Source organism: Rhodococcus sp. BE178, from assembly GCF_050433545.1.
Taxonomy (GTDB): Bacteria; Actinomycetota; Actinomycetes; order Mycobacteriales; family Mycobacteriaceae; genus Prescottella.
The window spans coordinates 40,642-62,798 of sequence record NZ_JBNPXA010000008.1 but is presented as its reverse complement, the minus strand read 5'-3'; the positions used below and the strand labels follow the sequence as shown (position 1 = coordinate 62,798).

Here is a 22,157-nt window from a genome sequence, read left to right as displayed (position 1 = left end):
CGTGGCGGGTCATCCCGGTTCGCCGTTGAAACGGGCCTCCATCGTCGGGGACAGCGGGATCCGGTGCACGATCCGCTCGGTGAGCGGCAGCGCACGGATCGCGGTGATCGCGTCCCACTTGAACGCGCCGCACTCGCCGGTCGGCAGACCCGGTGCCCGCAGGCCGAGTCCGTTCTCGTTGACGAGCCAGACGATCGGTGGCGTCGGCTGATCGATACGGCAGGGTTGTTCGTCGGGCGGTTCGGAGGGGAGCCGGTAGCCGGCGATGATCGCCGTCATGTCGCCCCCGCGACGCTCCTCGACCCACGAGACGGTGTGGTCGTCGGCGACGCTGGCATCCCCGTCGTCTCCGCACGTGACGACGCGGACCGGGGCGAAGTCGTCCGGGATCGGCATCGGGTCGGGCACGGGCGGCGCGGTCTGGGGCAGACCCGAGAATCCGAGGAGATTGCCGGCCAGACAGGTTGGTTCCACCAGGTCGGGCACGGTCGTCGGCGTGGTCGGTTGCGGCGCCGCGGTGGTGGCGTTGTCGCCCGACGATCCACAACCGGCCAGTAGTACGACCGCAGTCATCCCCACGAAAATCCTTGAAGCCCCCATATCGGGCAGCCTACGTTCACGATTTCCCTCCCGATCGAAACCGACTGTTTGTCCGCCAGTCGGTGAGCAGTCGGAAAGACTAAGCGCAGCTCGGGGCGGGTGCGTCCTCGGACAGCGGACTGCCGACCGGGTTCACGTACAGCACGTGCAGGACCATCGGCGTCGGGCCGAGATTGCGGCCCATGTGGACGTATCCGTGCCCGCTCGGCTCGACGATGGTTCCGCCGGCGTTGTAGATGCCGTCGGTGGTGCAGTCCGACTTGTAGTGCGTGAGCGTGCCCTCCGTGACGAGGCCGTACAGCATGCCGTCGTGGAAGTGCCAGCCCGTGGTGCCGCCGGGTGCGATCGTGATCCGGCGCAGGATGTAGTCCTGCCCGCCGACCGTGGCCTGGGCCAGGATCTCGCCGGTGACGCCCTCGCTGGGGGTCGCGGCGGCGGTTGCCGGTGCCAGGCCGAGTACGAGGGCGGCGGAGGTGGCGGCCAGTGCAATTCGGTACCGACGGCGCATCGCTGTTCCTTCCCGAACCTGCGGAGGTGCGAGAACATCGTGCGCGCCGGTCGGCCTCGACCGTGGGGTTTTCGCCTACGCGGGTGCCCCGAGATTCATCTCGTCCGGATGGAAGCCGACGCGCACGCCGTCGTCGAGGGTGGCGATGTCGGCGAGGTCCCGGTCGGTGAGCTCGAAGTCGAAGACGTCGAAGTTCTGGGCGATCCGGTTGTCGTGCACGGACTTCGGAATGACGATCAGTCCGTTCTGCAGGTGCCAGCGGATGAGGACCTGCGCGGCCGATTTGCCGTGGCGTTCGCCGATACGGGTGATGACCGGGTCGTCGAGCAGGGTGTTGGGCTTGGACGCGTTGCCCCAGCCGGAGTTGCTGGTGCCGCCGAGCGGGCTCCACGACTCCACCGCGATGCCGTGCAGGGCGGAGAAGTCCCGGATCGCGTGCTGCGGCAGGTGCGGGTGCAACTCCACCTGGTCGACGGCCGGCAGCAGGCCGCCGCGGTCGACGAGTTCCTGCAGGTGGTGCGGTTCGAAGTTGCACACGCCGACGGCCTTCGCGCGGCCCGATTCGGCGATCTTCTCCATCGCGTCCCACGTGCGCAGGCGGGTGTTCCGGTCGCGCAGCGGCCAGTGGACGAGGTACAGGTCTACGTAGTCGACGCCCAGGCGCGCGAGGCTCGCGTCGAATGCGTCGAGGGCCGGTTGGTACCCCTGGTCGGAGTTCCACAGCTTGGTGGTGACGAAGATGTCCTCGCGGGGAACCGACGCGTTCGCGATGCCGCGTCCGACGCCCTCCTCGTTGCCGTACGCGGCGGCGGTGTCGATGTGGCGGTATCCGGCGTCGTCCAAGGCGAAGCGGACGGCGTGCTCGGTCTCGTCGTTGGTCGCTTGCCACACACCGAGGCCGAGCTGGGGGATGACTGTTCCGGAATTCAGGGTGATCTCTGGAGTGGTCATGGATCCAGGCTAGGAGCTCCGGCTCAGCCCTGCTGGGAACCGGCCTCCCACATGTGGGAGAGCAACTTGAAGCTCGGGGTGTCGTCGAGCGAGGTGATCGACTCGTAGATGCGGTCGTACGACGTCTCGACGATCCGCCAGCGGCCGTCGTCGTCGCACCGGTACCGGTCGGTGTAGTAGCCCGCGCCGCGGATGACGCTCTTGGCGTCCGGGACGATGACGGTGTCCTCGAACGCCCACGAGCCGGACGCCCGCGACCCGTCGACGGTGAGCTCGGGGTGGTTCGCGACGTGGACGGTGGTGACCGCCGGACCGAGCGAGTCCCGCATGAAGCCGGCGAGCGTGGCGCGGCCCTCGAACACCAGTGGATCGCGCAGCGCGTGCGTCCCGTACCGGGCGACGACGTCGTCCGCCAGGGTGTCCGCGAACTCGTCCCACCGCTTCAGATCCAACGTCCGGAAGTAGCGGTACTTGAGCTGCCGGAGGTCTTCGAGGGCGGCGAGTTCTTCGAGGGAACGGATGCTCACGCGCGGAGCATGGCACGTCGCATCGGCCGGCCGCAGGCGATTCGCGTCACGATTCGCAGCAATCCGGGCGCGAGGCAGCCGGTGTGGGACAACATGTGTCGCCCCGCCACGCCTCGACGCCCTCACGCACCGCGACGACGGCGATGACGAGCGCTGCGACGGGGTCCGCCCAGGTCCAACCGACGAGGCTGTTGAGCAGCAGCCCCACCAGCAGGACTGCGGACAGGTAGGTGCACAGCAGCGTCTGCTTGGAATCCGCCACCGCGGACAGCGACCCCAGCTCCCGGCCGGCCCGGCGCTGGGCCCACGACAGCACCGGCATGATCGCCAGGCTCGCCGCGGCCAGCGCGATGCCTACCGTCGAATGCTGTGGCTCGCCCACACCGAGCAGCGAGCGGACGGCGTCGACGGTGACGTACACGGCGAGACCGAAGAACGAGAACGCGATGATCCGCAACGCCACCTTCTCCCGTGCCTCCGGGAAGCGTCCCGAGAACTGCCAGGCCACTGCGGCGGCCGACGACACCTCGATCACCGAGTCCAGTCCGAAGCCGAACAGCGCCACCGACGACACCCGGGCGCCCTCGGTGAGCGCGACGGCCGCCTCGATCATGTTGTAGGTGATGGTGGCCGCGACGAGGAACCGGATGCGGCGCGCGAGGACCGCCCGTCGATCGGACGAGACCGCGACGCCGGGCGCCATCAGCAGCAACCCTCGCTCGCGGCGGCCGGGCAGCATGCCGGGTCGACGGCGAGTACGAGGCCGATGAGGTCGCCGAGCGCGTGCCCGATCCGCGGGTCCGCGAGCTCGTACCGGCTGCGCCGGCCCTCGGGTACCGCGACGACCAGTCCGCAACCGCGTAGGCAGGCAAGGTGATTCGACACCAGCTGGCGGGAGACCCCGATGGTGTCGGCGAGATCGGACGGGTAGCCGGGGCTCGACCGCAGGCTCAGCAGGATCTGTGCGCGCGTGGGGTCGGACAACGCGTAGCCGAACCGGGCCAGCGCGTCACGGTGGACGAGGGTCTCCATGGCCCAACAGTACATTCGATTCTGTATTCAGAAAAGGGTGTACAGAGGCGCGGTCGGACGTGGGCGGCCACCACCGTGGGGATGCTGGGATCATTCACAGGTGACGCGAATCAGACTGGTGGCATCCGACCTCGACGGGACCCTCCTGCGGTCCGACCGGACGGTCTCGCCGCGCACGGCGCGCGCGATGACCGCTGCACGCGACGCCGGTATCGAGGTGGTGTGGGCGACGGCCCGCGCCCGCCACTCGGTGGACACACTGGCCCGCTCGTGCGGGTTCCGCGGCGAGGCGATCTGCGCCAACGGGGCGGTCACCCTCGACCTGGCGGACGGCACCCCCGAGATCACCGGCACCGTCTCGATCGAGGTCACCGAGGCACTCGCCGCGATGGACCGCGTCCGCACCCTCGTACCGGGCGTGGTGTTCGCGAACGTCGGGCCGACGACGTTCGTCGCCGAACCCGAGTACGCCGCGCTCTGCGACTACGCCGACCACCACCGCACCCTGGACGAGATGATCCTCGAGGAGCAGTTGCCGCGGATGGGGGAGCCGATGGTCAAGATCGTCGCCCGGCATCCGGAGGTCCCCAGCCACGAGCTGTACCGGCTCGCCGTCGCGGCCGGCGTCGACGGCGTGGAGCTGACGCATTCGGGGGCGCCGTACGTGGAGATGGCCGCGTCCGGGGTGTCCAAGGCCAGCGCCCTCGCCCGGCTCTGCGCGGCGAGAGGCATTGCGGCCGATGAGGTTGCGGTGATCGGCGACGCGGTCAACGATGTGCCGATGCTGCTGTGGGCCGGCACCGCGCTGTGCCCGGAGAATGCGTTGCCGGAGGTGCGTGCGCTGGCCGACCGGGTGCTGCCGAGCAACGACGACGACGGCGTCGCGCAGTATCTCGAGGAGATCGGGGGCTGAACCGGCTTCGCCCGGCCAGGGGTGCCTCTGGCCCGAATCGTTGTCGTCGGCAATGATGCAATCCGTCGGAGAAGCGAGACGAAGGGTGCGGCTGAATGCTCAAACAGGAGCGCGCGGTGATCACGCGGAAGCAGATCATCCAGGGTGCCGCCGAGATGTTCGACCGCGTGGGATACGAACGAGCCAGTCTCGCCGAGATCGTCGCCCTGTCCGGAATCACCAAAGGGGCGCTGTATTTCCATTTCAGGTCGAAGGACGACCTCGCCGGTGTCGTCATCGAGGAACAGCACGCCATCTCGATGAACGCGGTCGTGGCCATCGGTCGTACCGGTGCTCCCGCGCTCGAACAACTGGTCATGCTCTGCTACGAGATGGGCCGGTCGATCGTCGAGGATCCGGTGGTGCGAGCGGGGATCCGCCTCACGTTGGAGATGAGCGCCGTCGGTGGGCCCCAGCGGCCCTACCTCGACTGGATCGACAGCTGTGAGCGGCTCGCGCGGGACGCCGTCGCGCAGGGCGACGTGGTCGACACGGTCGTTCCCGCCCAACTCGGACGCTTCATCGTCTCGGCTTTCACCGGCGTGCAGATCGTTTCGAATGTGCTGACTGCCCGGACGGATCTCTACGACTGCATCGACCAGATGCTCACGCTGCTGCTTCCCGGGATCGTTCCGCCGGATCGACGGAGCGAGATCGACCGGACCCTGGCGGCCCGCTGGACACCGGCCGCGGACTGAGACGAGCGGTCCGAATGACGCCGAGGGCCGGACCGGAAATTCCGGGCCGGCCCTCGGCTGATGGGGGACGGAATCAGGCCGGCAGGCCCGCCAGCGACTCCATGCCCTTGATGTATTCCTCCGGCTGGCCGAACAGCTGCGAGCTGCCGTGGGCGCGCTTGAAGAACAGGTGCGCGTCGTGCTCCCACGTGATCGCGATGCCGCCGTGCAGCTGGATCGAATCGCCGGTGACGATGTTGAACGCCTCCGAGCAGTACGCCTTCGCGACCGCGGCGTCGGCGGCGGCCGAGGGCAGGCCCTCGCTCAGCGAGTACACCGCCGCGTACGACGCGGACCGGGCCGTCTCGACCTGGAAGTACAGCTCGGCCATGCGGTGCTTGAGGGCCTGGAAGCTGCCGATCGCGCGACCGAACTGCACGCGGTCCTTGCTGTAGTCCACCGTCATCTGCAGGCAGCGCGCGGCGGCGCCGACCTGCTCGGCGGACAGCGCGACGATCGCGATGGTGCGGACGCGCTCGAGCGCGTCCGTCGCATCGTCGGCGGTGAGCCGGACCGCCGCGGCGGAGGTGAACTCCACCAACGACATCGGCCGGGTCAGGTCCATCGTCGGCAGCTCGCGGCGGGCGACGCCCTCGGCGGACGGGTCCACCTCGAACAGCGCGATCGCGCCGTCGACCGCAGCGGCGACGATGAGCACGTCGGCGTGCGCGCCGTCGAGCACGTAGTGCGCGGTGCCCGAGACGGTGTAGCCGTCGGCGTCGCTGCCGGATGCGGTGCACGCGACCTCGTCACTGCGCCAGTGGCCCTCGGGGCCCACCCAGCACAGTGCCGCGATCGACGAGCCCTCGGCGATGCCGGGTAGCAGGCGCTCGCACGCTTCCGTGTTGCCGGTCGCCAGGATCGCCTGCGCGGCCAGGACTGCGGAACCGAACATCGGTGACGGCGTCAGCGCGGCGCCGAGCTCCTCGAGCACCAGGTGCTGCTCGACGAGCGTGGCACCGAAGCCGCCGAACTCCTCCGGGATCGCCAGCGCCGCGACACCGACCTGCTGGCACAGCACGTCCCACAGGCCACGGTCGTAGCTCTCGCCCGACTCGAGCGTCTTGCGCAGCGCGGCCGGGTCGGCGCGCTTGGCGAGCAGCTGGGCAACCGTCTTGCGGAGCTCGATCTGCTCCTCCGCGAACACTCCGACGCCGCTCACAGCGCGCTCGCAATCCGTGCGCGGTGGGCCGAGGCGGTGCCCCACGCGGACTGCAGCGCCCGCGTCTTGGTCAGCCACAGCGACAGATCGCACTCGAGCGTGTAGCCGATGGCGCCGTGCACCTGCAGTGCCTTGCGCGAGGCCACGTAGGCGGCGTTCGCGGCGGCGACCTTCGCGGCCGACACGTCGCGGGCGATGGTGTCGGAACCTTCGGCGATGGAGATCGCCGCGCCGTACACGAGCGGGGTGGCCATCTCGACGGCCACGAGGGCGTCCGAGAGGTGGTGCTTGATGGCCTGGAAGCTGCCGATGACGCGGCCGAACTGCGAACGGTTCTTGGCGTACTCGGTGGCCGTCTCGATCATCGCGTGACCGGCGCCGATCAGCTGCGCCGAGGCGGCGAGGACCGCGAGGTCGTACGCCTTCTCCGCGGCGGCGGCGACGTCCGCGCCCTGCGCGAGCGTCTCGACCGACTCGACCTCGAACAGGCGGCGAGCCGGGTCGACCGACTCGAGCTGCGTGGTCGCGCGGACCATCTCGAGCGTGTCGCCCGAGACCCGCAGGACCGGATCCGCGATGTCACCGTCGAGCGCCCGCGGCGTGGACGGCTCGAGCACCAGCGACGCCAGCGACGTGCCCTCGGCGATGCCGGGCAGGAAGCGCTTCGCGAGCTGCTGGTCGTCGAGCGCCGACAGCAGCGCGGGGACGGCGGCGGCCGTCTCCAGGATCGGGCCCGGGACGGCGGCGCGGCCCAGCTCGATGAACGCGACGGCCAGATCGGCCGGATGCGCGCCGATGCCGTCGAACTCCTCGGGCACGGCGAGTGCGGTCACGCCGGTCTCGGCCAGCTGCTGCAGCAGTGCCAGACCCGAAGCGGTGTCGTTCTCACCCCACGACCGGACGACGGCCGGGGTGTTGGCGTTGGCGAGCATGCCGCGGAGGCTGTCCGCGAAATCGCGCTGCTCGGTGGACAGGGAGAATTTCATCGATCCGCCTTCGGGAGTCCGAGCATCCGCTCGGCAACGATGTTGCGCTGAATTTCGTTGGTGCCGGCGTAGATCGGGCCGGACAGCGAGAACAGGTACCCGTCCTGCCACTTGCCGGCGAGCTCGCCGTCGGCGCCCAGCAGGTCGAGGGCCGTCTCGTGGATGCGGACGTCGAGCTCCGACCAGAAGATCTTGTTGATCGAGCCCTCGACGCCGAGGGGGACACCCTCGAGCATGCGGGTGACGGTGCCCCACGTGTGCAGGCGGTAGGCCTCGGCGCCGATCCACGCGTCGACGACGCGGTCTCTGGAGGACGTATCGGCCGGTTCGCTCTCGGCCTTCCACACCTCGACCAGGCGATCGACCGCGGAGGTGAAGCGGCCCGGGCTGCGCAGCGACAGGCCACGCTCGTTGCTGGCGGTGCTCATCGCGACGCGCCAGCCGTTGTTGACCTCACCGACGACGTCGGTGTCCGGGACGAAGACGTCCTCGAAGAAGATCTCCGCGAAGCCGGGCTCGCCGTCGAGCTGCGGGATCGGGCGCACCGTGACGCCGTCCACGTTCAGCGGGAACATGAAGTACGTCAGGCCCTTGTGGCGCTGCGCCTCCGGGTCGGTGCGGAACATGCCGAAGCCCCAGTCGGCGTACGTGGCGCGCGAGCTCCACGTCTTCTGGCCGTTGAGGATCCAGCCGCCCTCGGTGCGGCGGGCCGTCGAACGGATGCCTGCCAGGTCGCTGCCGGCCTCCGGCTCGGACCACGCCTGCGCCCAGATGACGTCGGCGTTCGACATGCTCGGCATGATGCGCGCGAGCTGCTCCTCGGTGCCGTGCTCGAACAGCGTCGGCGCGAACAGGAAGATGCCGTTCTGGCTGACCCGCCCGGGGGCGCCGGCCTTGTAGTACTCCTCCTCGAAGAGGACCCACTCGATCATCGACGCGTCGCGGCCGCCGTACTCGACCGGCCACGCGACGGTCGACAGGCGGGCGTCGGCCAGCTTGTGCTCCCACTCGCGGTGAGCCTCGAAGCCCTCCGCGGTGTCCATCGACGGCAGCGGCTGTGCCGGGACGTTAGCCGCGAGCCATTCGCGCACTTCCAGCTGGAAGGCGCGGGCCTTTTCGTCCAGTTCGAGATCCACTATTTCGCCTTCGCTTTCATACTGTTGACGTCCATTCCACCCAGCGAGTCCCTGCCCACCTCGGCATTGTGTGCGTGGGCAAAGTGGTGCAGGCCGAACACCGAATCCATACCGGCCCGCTGACCCATCAGGTCCTCGCACTGGTTGACGGCCTTCTTGGTGAGTGCCAGACCGAAGCGCGGCATCTCCGCGACACGGCCGGCGAGAGCGAGCGTCTCGGCCTCGAGGTCGGTGCGCGGCACCACCCGATTGACCATGCCCACCTCGTACGCGCGCTGCGCGGTGAAGCGGTCGCCGGTGAACAGGATCTCCTTCGCGAACCGCGACCCCAGCACCCACGGGTGCGCGAAGTACTCGACACCCGGGATGCCCATCCGGACAACGGGATCCGAGAAGAACGCGTCCTCCGACGCGATGATCAGGTCGCAGCACCATGCGAGCATCAGGCCGCCGGCGATGCACGCGCCGTGGATCTGGGCGATCATCGGCTTCGGGATCTCCCGCCAGCGGCGGCACATCCCCAGGTACACCTCGGTCTCGCGGGCGAAACGCTGGTCACCGCCAGGCTTGTCGAGGTGATCCCACCACAGGGCGGCCTTGTTCTCGTAGTGCACGTGATGGTCGCGACCCTGCGTGCCGATGTCGTGGCCGCCGCTGAAGTGCTCGCCGTTCCCGGCCAGCACTATCACCTTCACGTCGTCGTCCTCGACGGCCCGCACGAATGCGGCGTCGAGCGCGTACGTCATCACCGAGTTCTGCGCGTTGCGGAAGTCGGGACGGTTCATCGTCACGTACGCGACATGGTCGCGGACCTCGTACGTGACGACATCGCCCTCGTCGGGAACATCGCCCCGATCGGAAACACTGTGGGCGACGGTCATGCCTTGCCCTCGCGCAGATCGTTCTTGAGGACCTTGCCCGACGGGTTGCGCGGCAGTGCGCCGACGACCGTCACCTCGCGCGGAATCTTGAAGTTCGCCAGGCGCTCCTTGCAGAACGCGATGACATCCTCCGCGGTCACGGTGACGCCGGGCCTCGGTACGACGTAGGCGCGGCCCACCTCGCCCATCCGCTCGTCGGGGATGCCGATCACGGCCGCCTCGGCGAGGGAATCCATTCGTGCGAGGGCGTTCTCGATCTCGGCGGGGTACACGTTGAAGCCGCCCGAGATGTACATGTCCTTGAGGCGGTCGGTGATGTCGAGGTAGCCGCGCTCGTCGAGCACGCCGACGTCTCCGGTGTGTAGCCAGCCGTCCGGATCGATCGTCTTCTTCGTCGACTCGGGGTCGTCCAGGTAGCCGAGCATGACGTTGTCGCCGCGCACCAGGATCTCGCCGTGGTCGCCGATCCTGACTTCCATGCCGGGGATCGCGCGACCGGACGACGTCGACACGGTGACCGGGTCGTCGTCGGTGCGGCACATCGTCACCACGACGGCCTCGGTCTGGCCGTAGGCGGTGATGACGGCGTCGTAGCCGAGTTCGGCCTGCATGCGCTCGACGAGAACGACGGGCACCGCGGCGGCGCCGGTGATCGCGACGCGCAGGCTCGACAGGTCGTACTCGTCGCGGGTCGGGAAGTCGAGGATCGTCTGGTGGATGGTCGGGGCGCCCGGCAGCACGCTGATCTTCTCGTTCGCGATCGTCGTCATGATCGTGGGGACGTCGAAGACCGCGGCCGGCACGATGGTGGCGCCACGCAGGATGCACACCATGATTCCGGCCTTGTAGCCGAACGTGTGGAAGAACGGGTTGATGACGAGGTAACGGTCGTTGCTGTCGACCTCGGCGCAGTCCGCCCACGCGTCGGCGATGCCGACGGTCTGGCGGTGAGCCGTCATGACGCCCTTGCTCTTCCCGGTGGTCCCGGACGTGAACAGGATGTCGGCGACGTCATCGGGGGAGACGGCGCGAGCACGCGCATCAGCGTCGTCGGCGGAAACCGGCTCGGCAGCGGCCGCGAGCTGATCCCACTCGAGGATCTCGCCGCCGGGGAACTCGGTGGTCGGGGCGCCGGCGGAGGGATCGTCCGACGGCGTGCGGAGCACGAGCTTCAGCGTCGGGATGCCCTCGGGTCCGGCGGCCTTCAGGACGTCCGCGAGGCGATCGTTCTTGAGGAAGCGATCGGGGACGACCAGGACCTTTGCCCGGGTGCGCTCGAGCAGGTCGAGGGCCTCGTGACCGGTGTAGCGGGTGCTGATCGGGACGAGCGTCGCGCCGACGTACTGCGCGGCGAGGAACGCCTCGATCCAGTGATGAGTGTTGGGGGCCCATACCGCGACGCGGTCGCCCGCCTCGACGCCCTTCGCCATGAACGCCCGGGCCGCGAGGCGGACCCGTTCGAGCAGCTCGGTGTAGGTGGTCCGGTCGGATCCGTCCGCTACAGCCTCGTTCGATCCGAATTGCTCAGCGGCGCGCCACAGCGCAGCCGGGGTCGTCCGGGGCTCGGTGGTCACATTCGTGCTCACAATCTCTCCTCAACGAGGCAGAACCTCTATACAAAGCAAGTGCTTGGTAGGGTACCGTATCGCTGTGGACGTTAGCCAGGGTATTGAGACCAGCGAGCAGGCAGCTGCTGACGAGGCCTTTGCGCGGGAAATTCGCGAATGGCTCGAAGAGAACCTTTCCGGGAAGTTTGCCGAGCTGAAGGGCCTGGGCGGGCCGGGGCGTGAACACGAGGCGTTCGAGGAACGCCTCGAGTGGGATCGCCACCTGGCTGCCGCCGGTTGGACCTGCCTCGGGTGGCCGAAGGAATACGGCGGACGCGAGGCGACGCTGAGCCAGCAGATCATCTTCCATCAGGAGTACGCGCGCGCCGATGCGCCTGCGCGCGTGAGTCACATCGGTGAGGAACTGCTGGGTCCGACGCTCATCGCGTTCGGCACCGAGGAGCAGAAGAAGCGCTTCCTGCCGGGGATCAAGACGGTCACCGAGCTGTGGTGCCAGGGCTACTCCGAGCCCGGGGCGGGCTCCGACCTTGCGAACGTGTCGACCACCGCGCGCCTCGACGGCGACCAGTGGTCGGTCAACGGCCAGAAGGTCTGGACGTCGCTCGCACACCTGTCGGACTGGTGCTTCGTGGTCGCGCGCACCGAGCCGGGCTCCTCGCGGCACAAGGGTCTGTCGTACCTGCTGGTTCCCATGAACCAGGAGGGTGTCGAGGTCCGCCCGATCATCCAGCTCACCGGTACCTCCGAGTTCAACGAGGTGTTCTTCGACAACGCCCGCACCGATGCGGACCTGGTCGTCGGCGGCGAGGGCAACGGCTGGGGCGTCGCGATGGGCACGCTCACCTTCGAGCGTGGCGTCTCGACTCTCGGCCAGCAGATCGGCTTCGCCCGTGAGCTCGAGTCGATCGTCGAACTGGCCGAGCGCAACGGCGCGGCCAAGGATCCGGCGATCCGCAACAAGATCTCCCGCGCGTGGATGGGCCTGCAGGTCATCCGTGCCCACGCGCTGCGCACCCTCGCAAGTGTCGACGCGAGCGCCAACGGCGGCGAGGCGTCGGTCGCAAAGCTGCTGTGGGCCAACTGGCACCGTGGCCTCGGCGAGCTCGCCATGGAGGTCCAGGGTGCGGCCTCGCTGGTGGGTGTCGAGAACACCGAGCCCGGTGAGGAGCTGAACGACCTGCAGCGTTTGTGGCTGTTCACCCGCGCCGACACCATCTACGGCGGATCCAACGAGATCCAGCGCAACATCATCGCCGAGCGCGTGCTCGGCCTTCCCCGAGAGGCACGCCCGTGACCGCCACCATCAAGTCCCCGCTGTCCGTCGCCCCCGAGGAGATCGAGGGCCACAACCTGCTCAAGGGCAAGAAGGTCGTCGTGACGGCCGCGGCCGGCACGGGCATCGGCTTCGCCACCGCGCGTCGCGCGCTGCTCGAGGGCGCCGACGTCCTGGTCTCGGACTTCCACGAGCGTCGTCTCGGTGAGACCGTCGAGAAGCTGTCCGCCGAGTTCGGCAGCCAGCAGGTCGAGTCGTTCGTGTGCGACGTCTCGAGCACCGAGCAGGTCGACGCTCTCATCGCCGGCGCCGCCGAGAAGCTCGGCCGCATCGACGTCCTCGTCAACAACGCCGGCCTGGGCGGCGAGACCCCGGTCGTCGACATGACCGACGAGCAGTGGGACCGCGTCGTCGACATCACGCTGACCAGCACGTTCCGTGCCACCCGCGCGGCGCTGCGCTACTTCAAGAGCGTGGAACACAACGGTGTGCTGGTGAACAACGCGTCGGTGCTCGGCTGGCGTGCGCAGCACTCGCAGGCGCACTACGCGGCCGCCAAGGCCGGCGTCATGGCGCTCACCCGCTGCTCGGCGATCGAGGCCGCCGAGTACGGCGTCCGCATCAACGCCGTCGCGCCGTCCATTGCGCGTCACGCGTTCCTGGCGAAGGTCACCAGTGAGGAGCTGCTGGACCAGCTGGCTTCGTCCGAGGCCTTCGGCCGCGCCGCCGAGGTGTGGGAGATCGCCGCGACCATCGCGATGCTCGCGAGCGACTACACCACCTACCTCACCGGCGAGATCGTCTCGATCTCCAGCCAGCGCGCGTAGGTAGTCGACCGTGCCTGCGGTGGCCGAATGTCCCATCGGTTCAGTTCGACTGGACCGATGGGACATTCGGCCGCTGTGGAAAGCTGTCCACTGGGCGAAATGCGCCGATACCCTAGCAATCGCTTGGTTGGTAGGATGTCCGGCATGACTCCACCCCGAGACGCCGACGAGTCTTCGAACAAGTCCGGGCGTCGCGCCGAACTCCTCGAACTCGCCGCGGGCCTCTTCGCCGAACGTGGTCTGCGGGCCACCACCGTGCGCGACATCGCCGACGCGGCGGGCATCCTGTCCGGCAGCCTCTACCACCACTTCGACTCCAAGGAGTCCATGGTGGACGAGATCCTGCGCGGCTTCCAGGACGACCTGTTCGGCCGCTACCGAGAGATCGTCGACGCGGGCATGGGCTCGCGCGAGACCTTCGAGGCCCTCGTGATCGCGTCGTTCGAGGCCATCGACGCCTCGCACAGCGCGGTCGCGATCTACCAGGACGAGGTCAAGCACCTCGCCGCCAACGAGCGGTTCGCGTACCTCGCCGAGCGTAACCAGGAGTTCCGCGACCTGTGGGTCGGGGTACTCGAGGCCGGTGTCGCCGACGGGAGCTTCCGCAAGGACCTCGACATCGAAATCGTTTTCCGCTTCATGCGCGACACGGTCTGGGTTGCCGTGCGCTGGTACCGGCCGGGTGGTCCGATGACCGCCGAGGCCGTCGCCAAGCAGTACCTCTCCATCGTTCTGGACGGGCTTGCCAGCCCCGACTCCCACAAGTAATCCGAATCCAGGAGCAGTTATGCCCGAGGTTTACATCGTCGACGCCATCCGCACCCCGATCGGCAAGAAGAACGGCAGCCTCGCGCCCGTTCACCCGATCGACCTGGGCGCGCACGTCATCAAGGCCGTCGTGGAGCGCACCGGCATCGACCCGTCGGACGTCGATGATGTCGTCTTCGGCTGCGTCGACGCGATCGGCGGCCAGGCCGGCAACATCGCGCGCATGTCGTGGCTGGCCGCGGGCCTGCCGCAGCACGTGCCCGGCGTGACGGTCGACCGCCAGTGCGGTTCGAGCCAGCAGGCCATCCAGTTCGGTGCGCAGGCGATCCTCGCGGGCACCGCCGACCTGATCATCGCCGGCGGCGTCCAGAACATGAGCCAGATCCCGATCTCGGCCGCCATGATCGTGGGCCAGCAGTACGGCTTCACCACCCCCACCGCCGAGTCCAAGGGCTGGACCGAGCGCTACGGCAACGAGGAGGTGTCGCAGTTCCGCGGCGCCGAGATGATCGCCGACAAGTGGGATGTCAGCCGCGAGGATCTGGAGAAGTGGGCCCTGCAGAGCCACGAGCGCGCCAAGGTCGCGATCGCCGAGGGCCGCTTCGAGAACGAGATCGTCCCCTTCGGTGAGTTCACCACCGACGAGGGCCCGCGCGAGACCAGCCTCGAGAAGATGGCCGGCCTCAACGTGCTGGTCGAGGGTGGCCGCCTGACCGCCGCCGTCGCCAGCCAGATCTCCGACGGCGCCAGCGCGCTGCTGCTCGCGTCGGAGGAGGCCGTGAAGAAGTACGGCCTGAAGCCGCGCGCCCGCATCCATCACATGAGCGCCCGCGGCGACGACCCGATCTTCATGCTGAGTGCGCCGATCCCGGCCACCCAGCACGCGCTGGAGAAGGCGGGCCTGACCCTCGACGACATCGACCTGGTCGAGATCAACGAGGCGTTCGCCCCCGTCGTGCTCGCGTGGATCAAGGAGCTGGGCGCCGACCCGGCCAAGGTCAACGTCAACGGCGGCGCGATCGCGCTCGGCCACCCGCTGGGCGCGACCGGCACCAAGCTGATGGCGACGCTGCTCAACGAGCTCGAGCGCACGGACGGCCGCTACGGCCTGCTCACCATCTGCGAGGGTGGCGGCACCGCGAACGTCACGATCATCGAGCGCATTCAGGACTAGCGAGTCGGTCCGTCACGAACGCCCTCTCGACCCGTCGGGGTCGGGAGGGCGTTCGCGTTCGACGAGGCGGGGGAGCGGGTCGGACGTCGACCCAGCAGCATCGGACTGCGCCACCAATCTCGCTGTTGCGACGTTACGACCAGTCCCACAGGCTCTTGGTGGGATCGAAGGATCCGAAGGTGAAGAAATGAGGACGTCCAGACTGAGCATCGGGAGGTTCAGCGGCGCCTTGAGGCCTTCCGAAATGAATTCCATGTCGTCGCTCCAAGCTCGGTGGTTTTGGTGGGACGTAGCGTGTCAAACGGTTTGCGGCGGAGTGTATTTCAATACCCCGCTCGTTTTCGGGGTGCTGGTTGGGCGGTGGGTGACGCGACGGGAACCCGAGTCGTCAGCCGGAGAGACCGGCCAGGCTGCCGAGGCTGCAGGCCGTCTCCGGTCTGTTGCCGCTTACTCGGCGTCAGCAGCCCCGGCTACTGCATGTACAAGACCCGTCCGATGTCGGCGGCCCAGATGCGCCGTCAGTGGCACTGGCTCGATCCGGGAGGTCCACGACGCATCGCGGCAGACCTACGGATCCCGGCGCGTACACGCCGAACTGATCCGCGGATGGGCATCGTGGTCAGCGAGAACCTTGTTGCCCGGCTGATGAGGCTCGCCGGCATCGCCGGCCTACCCGGTCCGGCCAAGGTCAAACGCTTGAAGGGCGTCGCCACGGCCGATGATCTCCTACATCGGAAGTTCCACCGATTGTCGCCAAATGAGTTGTGGGTCAACGATATAACCGAACATCCCACCCGCGAGGGCAAGGTCTACTGCTGCGCAGTGATGGACACCTCCCGCAAGATCGTCTGCTGGTCAATCGATAACTGCCAGGACTCCACCCGGGTCGTCAACGCCCTCGACATGGCCACTAAGAACCAAACACCACCTCCCGGCGGGATCGTGCATGCCGACCACGGGGTGCAGTTCACGTCATGGGCCTTCACGAACAAGATCCGCTCCTCAGGCCTGATGCCGTCGTTCGGCACCATCGCCAGGCGGATATGACAATGCGATGATGGAGTCGTTCTGGTCGTCGATGCAGATCGAACTCTTGGACCGGAAGAAGTGGCGGACCCGGCTCGATCTGGCGAACGCAATCTTCGACTACATCGAGATCTTCTACAACCGGCAGAGACGGCACTCGCAGCTCGATTATGTGTCGCCGATCGAGTACGAGCTACGCTTCGAGGATCCGTCCGTTCCGGCCTGATCTTCACACCGCCGGGGGTAACGCCGCTTGGGGCAGGTCAACGAGTCAACCGAAGTGGGGGTAGTCCCTTGCTGTTGTCGCATGACATGGGAATGATCACGTTCCTGTCCATGCCGATGATGGCCGGCGTAGAACTGGTCAGCATCACCGCCGCCGACTTCCTCCGCGGCAAGAATCGCGGTTCTGTTGGCCGCCAACTGCATTGGCTCCCTGCTACGGCTTGGCCGAAGCGGTGGTCGCAGTCTCTACCCCGGACCGGGGGCGCGGTCTGCGGGCAGATCATGTCGACCGGCTGGTGCTTGAAGTCGAAGGCATCGCCGCATCCGCGGCCGATGGTCCCGCCTGCCCCACACTCGGAAAGCCGCTGTCCGGGATAGAGGTGCGGGTCGTCGACCCGGATACGCGTACCCCGCTGGCGACCCGGCAGGTAGGCGAGTTCGAACTGCGTGGCGAGAACATCACCAGCGAGTACCTCACCGCCCGAGGGAGTGTCGCCGCCCAGGATGCCGATGGCTGGAATCAGATCGGTGACCTCGATACTTTACCGAGGAGGGTGAAACCCGTGATCTGCGGACGCCGCAAGGGCGTCATCATCATCTCTGGGCGCAACCTGTATCCGACCGATATCGAACGGGCCGCCGAACGCGTCGCCGGCGTCCGCACCGGCAACGCCATCGCGGTAACTTTCGCCGCAGGCAGCCCCGGCGAAGGATTCGCCGTGCTCGCCGAATCCGCCCACCACAACGACGAGGCCCTCACCCTGCAACTGCGACGCGCCATCAGCACAGCGGTCTTCAAAGCCGTGTGCATCCCTCCCCGGACGGTGACCGTTCTTTGCCCGGAACCCTGCCCAAAACCACCTCCGGCAAACTGCGCCGATCCAGCGCCCGCGCACTCCTTGCAACGAAGCATGGAACCGACACGCGGAGCGGGCCACAACGAAATGGTTGTTTTACCTGCACTGTTCAACTTTTGGACCGAATCAGGCGCAGTCGCGGGCCTAGGCTACGAGTCGTCGGTGATCGACTCGGAAAGAGGTTGATCGGCTTGTGGTCGCAAGTGCTGCACTGTGCGTCTAGTCACGCCGATCGCTGCTCTGCACGGCGGCACCCTGTGCACATTCCGCCCCCTTCATGGACGACGTGGCCGACCAGCTTGCGACGGCGCGTGGTCATAGGCTTGTGGCAGTTCCGGCAATGGGTAGGGCGCGCCGTCGGCGCTTGCGCGAGTTGCTTGATTACGCGGCGGAGCGCTTTCTCGGTCAGGGCATCGCCGCGGCAGACGATTCCTGCCATCACCACGCCGTCAGCGACGCGGGGCTCTTCTTCCCCAAAGCAGGTCCCGGCGGTCAAAGCTGACTGCGCGCAAGCCAGGAAGATGTCGCGCGGACATCTGTCCTGACACAGCGCCTTCGCAGCGATGGTTGCCGGCAGTACCTGCCAGCCGCTCGTGTCCTTGGGCCGCAGGAATCCAGGTAGTCCAAGGCAAGGTGGTTGATCGTTCACAGCGCTAGGCTACAACACGCATTGCATGTTGTATGCACTGAACGTGTAGTCAATGTAGGAAATTCAGCGCGCTCTGAGGCCGGCGACGAACGCGGCGACCCTGCCCAGGTCCTCATCCGACAATCCCGTCAAGTCAAGGAGGGGCTGCGGACGCGAAGTGGATGGGGTGCCGGTCGCGGGCTTGTCCAATCCCGTCTTGCGCAGCAATGGCGCAGGATCCACCCCCACGGCCTCGGCCATGGCCTGGAGTGTGCGCGCTGTGGTTCGGGCGTCGACCTTATTCTCGCCTTTGTACTGGGTGCCCAATTCGACCTGCGCCCAGAGGCTGACGCTGACCCCGGCCGCCCGTGCTGCAGCATCACGGGACAGGCCCTTGGCCTGCCTCGCGCTACGGATCGCCTCGCTGACCTCCCTGGGCACCGGGGCGCTTTGACGATTGCTCATGCATCAGATTCTATACTATTACCAACAATTACACACATCTAATACATCTTCGCTGATGTGTGTTCAAACGCCTGATGGGGATGGCAATAGGCCGCATCTTGGGCCGCTTCGTCAGCTCGGGGCAGCTGTACATATTGCAAAATTGCATGCAACGATGTAATCTGGGTGCTGCGTCGCGCCCCGCGACGGCGCTGTCGCGAGGGTTGGTGCCCGTCCAGGTTGCATCGGTGATCCCCGACTTGCGCTGTGCATCCGGAAGGAATCTCATGTCCACCGACCCTGTCCAGCTGCCTCCTCCGCAGACCCGTGCCCGTGAACGCGAGAACCGGCAGTTTGCCGAAGAGTTGCGCAGTCGTCCTGGGCGGTGGGCCATGTATCCGTGGCCGACGCGATACCCGCACTCCACCAAACATCGTCTCCGTACCGGAATGGCTGCCGCGTTCGGTCCGGGCTTCGAGTCGGAGGTGCGCGCAGGAGTCGTGTATGTCCGATACAACCCGCAGCAACCCGCGGCGGCGCTGGATCTGATCGCCTAGTCAAAGAAGGTCATATGTACACCGAACATCTCACCTCCGAGCCTCGCGCCGCTGTCATGGCGGCCCTCGAGGCCGTCCCAACGCTGTTGGCGGAGCTCGATATCACTCTCAGTCGCACAGACGCCATCACCTCCGCGGGTTCGCTGGGGTACGTGCGCACGACGAGAGCTGAGCAGGTCTTGCCGTTCAATAGCGGTGCCGCGAAAGCGCGCCGAGACATCGCGGGGGTGCTGACCACTTATGCCGCGAAGGTCTCGGCCGCCATCGCGCAGCGTGCTCCGGTCACCGCCATAGAGCAGTGCCAGTTCCTCATCCGTCACCTGCCCCGGATTCCCGATGACTCGGATGCTCTCGTCGGTTTGGATGCCGCATTGTCCAGGGCTACTCGGTTGGGATACCGCACGATCGACCGCCCGGAATCTCGTGTCGGTGTTGGCAACTGTGAGTGCGGCCGGGGGCTCTCCGCCCAGTCCGATGCCGACCTCGTCCGATGCGAGGGCTGCGGGACCGTCGTCGCGGTGCGGCGTCGCCGCCGTAAAATGTTGGACCAGGCCTACGAAATCATGGGTACCGCGGCTCAACTCGCGCGGCTGGTGTCCGACAGCTCCGGTGACCGCATCTCCGCCGAGCGGATCAGGCAGTGGGCCCGTCGAGGCAAGCTGACTGGCCATGTGGTAGGAAACGACACCGTGTACCGTCTGGGCGACGTGATCGAACTCTGTGCGCTGCCACAGGGGGTCTATCGCCGATCAGCCTGAGTCACAACAGTGTTCAGGGAACGTCTGTAGTTGGGACTACCGAAATTGTCTGAGGATCTCGGGCAGCTTCCGGTATGCCGGCAGCGGCGCGGAGTCGGTCCAGATGCAGCTGACCGGCAGCGGGTATTTCGCGTCTGCATACCAGTCGAGACGATTCACGATGTCCGGGGTCAGCACTCGCCGTTCCGTGCGCGACAGGTACTGGAGTCGATAGCGCACCGTATCGGGATTCACCTGGAGCCAGCCGGCAACGTCGTCGACGCTGGTATAACGCGCGAGCGCCTCTCTGAGATCCGCGATAGGAATCAGGTTGCGACACGCCAGCTCGTAAACGCGGAGTTCCACGCTCTGACGAGATTCGCGGCCGGCACGTGCTTTTCGGACTGTCTTCGAGTGCTCGAGTTGCGCGTGCGCGAGCGCGTGGGCGAGTGCTTCTCGACGATCCACTGTGGTCAGGTCCGCGGTGACCAGTATCGCCCGGAACGTGGGTTGCCAGATGACGATCGGTGCTGCGAAGCCGACATTGCCTATGGTAACGTCAAGTTTCGCCGCCTGGACCCGCGCGTCGTACCGTTTGTTGCCGCTGCGGCTGGCCATTGTTGCTGACACCCCCCCCGTTCGAAATTGGATCTATGGAGACCTCATGGGTTGCCAGATCCGTGCGTATGTTGCCGCCGTTACCTGAGAGCGGCCAGGAACTCGTCGTACAGGCGCTTGTCCTCCTCGTTCAGGTCGGACAGATCACCGACCCTTCGGGGGATGCCGTTTGATCGCCCGTGGTAGCCGGCCGTACCCTCCAGTCCCGAATCCGAGGTCGAGGTGATTTCACCATCGAACTCGTCGGGGGTCTGCGGGTCCAACTCGTATGTCATAAGCGGCGAGTCTACCGATCATCCCTGCGGCGTTAGCACGGGCCGGGTTGCCCTGCAGCCGGGTCGCAGGTTGACGGATCCGGCCAAGGCTCGTCCGTCCCCTGCGATCGGGGCGGTGTGAACCGTCCGGGTTTGTTGCCGCTCCTATGCTGGCGACAACTCCGGTTGGAGGGCCGATTGTTGAGCGTAGTAGATCCCTCGAATTCATCGGGCGTGATGTAACCAAGGGTGCTGTGCAGGCGGCGCGTGTTGAACCAGTCGATCCACCCATCGTGGCGAACTCGATATCGTCGATCGTCTTGAGCGGCCCCGCCAGGAACGGGCTGCCCTTGGAGACCGCCTCGGTCTTGAACAACCCGATAGTCGACTCCGCCGACGCATTGTCGTAAGCATCGCCGTCACGGCCGATCGACGCCACAATTCCTTCCAGCGCAAGGGTTTCCGCAAGCGAAATTGAGGTGTATTGACTACCGGCATCGCTGGGGGGACCGCCCTGCACGAAGTGCTTGGGGAGGATGGATAAGCCCGTCGGCAACGGCATGGCCACCATGGTCCCGACGCCACAATGCCATCTTCAACGCAGTCGTGACCATCGCAGTGTCCATCACGCTCGCCGCATGCCAGCGGACAATGGCGCGGGAGAACGCCCCCAAGCACTTCGTGCAGGTAGGGGCCCCGTCGATCACGAACGCCACGTACACGAACCCGGCCCACGTCCGGCAGTAGGTGAAGTCAGTGACATTTCCGGTTCGGCGCCTCGGCGGTGAAGTCCCGATCGAGCAGGTCCGGAGCCCGGCGACTGTTCTTGCCGCCTCGGATTGTGGTGCGGTGCCGGCGGCCGCGGACGATGCCGGACAGGCCCTCGTCGCTCATCAGTCGGTCGACGGTGCAGGCGGCGACCTGGTGTCCATTGCGTCGCAGGTAGGCGGTCATCTTGCGGCGCCCGTAGCGTCCTTCGGCGGTGTCGGCGGTGCGCAGTAGTGCGTTCGTCAGGTGCGCGTCGGTCACCGTTCGCTCCGACGGTTGCGCGGTTTTCCAGTTCCGGTACGTGCGTGGGGCGACCTTGACGCCGCGCTCGGTGAGCACTGCGCAGATCGACTCGACCCTGCAGTTCTGTGCACGCATTTCGTCGATGAACTGGCAGATGCCCCCAAGCACCTGCGGTGCAGGGAGGTGCCCCCGCGGCGGCGAGGTGGGGATACCTCCCGCTTGCGGGGGACGAGTTCCCTCGCGAAGAAGATCGACGCCGATCTCAGGATCTCGTTGGCTTCCTTGAGATCTCGGTTCTCGCGTTCGAGTTCCTTGATTCGCTGCTGCGCTGCTGACGTGGCACCGGGACGCTCGGCAGTGTCAATCTGGGCCTGCTTGGTCCAGGTCCGCAGCGACTCCGGACCGATACCGAGCTTCGGTCCGATGGCCTGGCAGGAGGCGTGCAGGGATTGGTACTCGTCGAGGTGGCCCTGGACCATCTTGACGGCTCGCTCACGTTGCTCGGCGGGGTAACACTTGGGCATGTTCTGCATCCTTCACAAGAATGGAAGCGGCATCAAACCCGAGACGGTTCAGTGTGACGGCGGTTCCCGCACTCTGGAAATGGCTATTTGCCTGCGGTGTTGGCCAGTATCCCCGGATTCGTCACGGACCCGCTGATAGGCTCGGGCCGTCGGATTGGTGTGGATGCAGATCTGTTGTATAGCGCCATATTTCG

The 22,157-nt window shown here is 66.9% G+C and carries 22 protein-coding genes and 3 pseudogenes; 10 read left to right on the top strand and 15 right to left on the bottom strand.

Features of this window, described 5'->3' with window-relative positions:
• Positions 1-9 precede the first annotated feature (9 nt).
• The 6 genes from J2X34_RS15690 to J2X34_RS15665 form a co-directional block, all read right to left on the bottom strand.
• Complete coding sequence (locus tag J2X34_RS15690) at positions 10-573, bottom strand: hypothetical protein (protein WP_429518244.1); 564 nt, start codon at positions 571-573, stop codon at positions 10-12.
• Between the two features lie 106 nt (positions 574-679).
• On the bottom strand, positions 680-1,108 hold the full coding sequence (locus J2X34_RS15685) for a cupin domain-containing protein (protein WP_114723632.1): 429 nt from the start codon (positions 1,106-1,108) through the stop codon (positions 680-682).
• 75 nt (positions 1,109-1,183) lie between these two features.
• Complete coding sequence (locus J2X34_RS15680; protein WP_114723631.1) at positions 1,184-2,059, bottom strand: aldo/keto reductase; 876 nt, start codon at positions 2,057-2,059, stop codon at positions 1,184-1,186.
• Between the two features lie 23 nt (positions 2,060-2,082).
• Complete coding sequence (locus tag J2X34_RS15675; RefSeq protein ID WP_429518241.1) at positions 2,083-2,586, bottom strand: nuclear transport factor 2 family protein; 504 nt, start codon at positions 2,584-2,586, stop codon at positions 2,083-2,085.
• Between the two features lie 46 nt (positions 2,587-2,632).
• Positions 2,633-3,289, bottom strand: a complete 657-nt coding sequence (locus J2X34_RS15670) for a cation transporter (RefSeq protein WP_258558113.1) — start codon at positions 3,287-3,289, stop codon at positions 2,633-2,635.
• The gene (locus J2X34_RS15665; protein WP_114723629.1) at positions 3,289-3,618 is read right to left on the bottom strand and encodes an ArsR/SmtB family transcription factor; all 330 of its coding nucleotides are present in this window, start codon (positions 3,616-3,618) and stop codon (positions 3,289-3,291) included. Before J2X34_RS15665 ends, J2X34_RS15670 begins: the two co-directional genes overlap by 1 nt.
• A gap of 100 nt (positions 3,619-3,718) precedes the next feature.
• Between J2X34_RS15665 and J2X34_RS15660 the strand changes: the two genes are divergently transcribed.
• Entirely contained in the window at positions 3,719-4,531 is an 813-nt protein-coding gene (locus J2X34_RS15660; RefSeq protein ID WP_114723628.1) for an HAD-IIB family hydrolase, read from the top strand.
• 95 nt (positions 4,532-4,626) lie between these two features.
• Complete coding sequence (locus J2X34_RS15655; RefSeq protein ID WP_114723627.1) at positions 4,627-5,268, top strand: ScbR family autoregulator-binding transcription factor; 642 nt, start codon at positions 4,627-4,629, stop codon at positions 5,266-5,268.
• Between the two features lie 73 nt (positions 5,269-5,341).
• Here the strand turns inward: J2X34_RS15655 and J2X34_RS15650 are convergent, their stop codons facing one another.
• From J2X34_RS15650 to J2X34_RS15630, 5 genes are read right to left on the bottom strand one after another with little or no spacing between them, the layout of a single operon-like run.
• Positions 5,342-6,469 carry an acyl-CoA dehydrogenase family protein gene (locus tag J2X34_RS15650; RefSeq protein ID WP_429518238.1) on the bottom strand — a complete coding sequence of 376 codons (1,128 nt, stop codon included), beginning with the start codon at positions 6,467-6,469 and terminating at the stop codon, positions 5,342-5,344.
• Entirely contained in the window at positions 6,466-7,455 is a 990-nt protein-coding gene (locus tag J2X34_RS15645; protein ID WP_429518236.1) for an acyl-CoA dehydrogenase family protein, read from the bottom strand. The genes J2X34_RS15650 and J2X34_RS15645 overlap by 4 nt, the downstream gene beginning before the upstream one ends.
• On the bottom strand, positions 7,452-8,591 hold the full coding sequence (locus J2X34_RS15640; protein WP_114723624.1) for an acyl-CoA dehydrogenase family protein: 1,140 nt from the start codon (positions 8,589-8,591) through the stop codon (positions 7,452-7,454). The genes J2X34_RS15645 and J2X34_RS15640 overlap by 4 nt, the downstream gene beginning before the upstream one ends.
• Positions 8,591-9,472: an enoyl-CoA hydratase gene (locus J2X34_RS15635; protein ID WP_429518233.1), complete on the bottom strand. Its 882-nt coding sequence runs from the start codon at positions 9,470-9,472 to the stop codon at positions 8,591-8,593. Before J2X34_RS15635 ends, J2X34_RS15640 begins: the two co-directional genes overlap by 1 nt.
• A complete protein-coding gene (locus J2X34_RS15630; protein WP_429518411.1) occupies positions 9,469-11,046 on the bottom strand; it encodes a FadD3 family acyl-CoA ligase in 1,578 nt (525 codons plus the stop codon). The genes J2X34_RS15635 and J2X34_RS15630 overlap by 4 nt, the downstream gene beginning before the upstream one ends.
• A gap of 76 nt (positions 11,047-11,122) precedes the next feature.
• On the opposite strand from J2X34_RS15630, the gene J2X34_RS15625 reads away from it, so the two are divergent.
• From J2X34_RS15625 to J2X34_RS15600, 6 genes and pseudogenes are all read left to right on the top strand, one after another.
• Positions 11,123-12,334, top strand: a complete 1,212-nt coding sequence (locus J2X34_RS15625; RefSeq protein ID WP_429518231.1) for an acyl-CoA dehydrogenase family protein — start codon at positions 11,123-11,125, stop codon at positions 12,332-12,334.
• Positions 12,331-13,140 carry an SDR family oxidoreductase gene (locus J2X34_RS15620; protein WP_429518229.1) on the top strand — a complete coding sequence of 270 codons (810 nt, stop codon included), beginning with the start codon at positions 12,331-12,333 and terminating at the stop codon, positions 13,138-13,140. The genes J2X34_RS15625 and J2X34_RS15620 overlap by 4 nt, the downstream gene beginning before the upstream one ends.
• Positions 13,141-13,284: 144 nt before the next feature.
• Entirely contained in the window at positions 13,285-13,908 is a 624-nt protein-coding gene (locus J2X34_RS15615) for a TetR/AcrR family transcriptional regulator (RefSeq protein ID WP_174908103.1), read from the top strand.
• A gap of 19 nt (positions 13,909-13,927) precedes the next feature.
• The gene (locus J2X34_RS15610) at positions 13,928-15,082 is read left to right on the top strand and encodes an acetyl-CoA C-acetyltransferase (RefSeq protein ID WP_174908105.1); all 1,155 of its coding nucleotides are present in this window, start codon (positions 13,928-13,930) and stop codon (positions 15,080-15,082) included.
• Between the two features lie 426 nt (positions 15,083-15,508).
• Positions 15,509-16,334 (top strand): annotated as a pseudogene (locus tag J2X34_RS15605) (IS3 family transposase); the annotation flags it as partial.
• Between the two features lie 193 nt (positions 16,335-16,527).
• A pseudogene (locus tag J2X34_RS15600) lies at positions 16,528-17,376 on the top strand (AMP-binding protein); the annotation flags it as partial.
• Positions 17,377-17,902: 526 nt separating this feature from the next.
• Here J2X34_RS15600 and J2X34_RS15595 read toward each other — a convergent pair.
• A complete protein-coding gene (locus J2X34_RS15595; RefSeq protein WP_174908113.1) occupies positions 17,903-18,283 on the bottom strand; it encodes a helix-turn-helix domain-containing protein in 381 nt (126 codons plus the stop codon).
• A gap of 266 nt (positions 18,284-18,549) precedes the next feature.
• Here J2X34_RS15595 and J2X34_RS15590 point away from each other — a divergent pair, with 266 nt between their 5' ends.
• Together J2X34_RS15590 and J2X34_RS15585 are read left to right on the top strand one after the other, a co-directional pair.
• Positions 18,550-18,819: a hypothetical protein gene (locus J2X34_RS15590; RefSeq protein WP_174908115.1), complete on the top strand. Its 270-nt coding sequence runs from the start codon at positions 18,550-18,552 to the stop codon at positions 18,817-18,819.
• 14 nt (positions 18,820-18,833) lie between these two features.
• Positions 18,834-19,577: a hypothetical protein gene (locus J2X34_RS15585; protein ID WP_174908117.1), complete on the top strand. Its 744-nt coding sequence runs from the start codon at positions 18,834-18,836 to the stop codon at positions 19,575-19,577.
• 36 nt (positions 19,578-19,613) lie between these two features.
• Here the strand turns inward: J2X34_RS15585 and J2X34_RS15580 are convergent, their stop codons facing one another.
• The 3 genes and pseudogenes from J2X34_RS15580 to J2X34_RS15570 all read right to left on the bottom strand — a co-directional run bounded on the left by J2X34_RS15580 (position 19,614) and on the right by J2X34_RS15570 (position 21,963).
• The gene (locus J2X34_RS15580; protein WP_174908119.1) at positions 19,614-20,174 is read right to left on the bottom strand and encodes an ImmA/IrrE family metallo-endopeptidase; all 561 of its coding nucleotides are present in this window, start codon (positions 20,172-20,174) and stop codon (positions 19,614-19,616) included.
• Between the two features lie 80 nt (positions 20,175-20,254).
• Positions 20,255-20,449 carry a hypothetical protein gene (locus J2X34_RS15575; RefSeq protein WP_174908121.1) on the bottom strand — a complete coding sequence of 65 codons (195 nt, stop codon included), beginning with the start codon at positions 20,447-20,449 and terminating at the stop codon, positions 20,255-20,257.
• Positions 20,450-20,593: 144 nt separating this feature from the next.
• Positions 20,594-21,963 (bottom strand): annotated as a pseudogene (locus J2X34_RS15570) (IS3 family transposase).
• Positions 21,964-22,157: the final 194 nt, after the last annotated feature.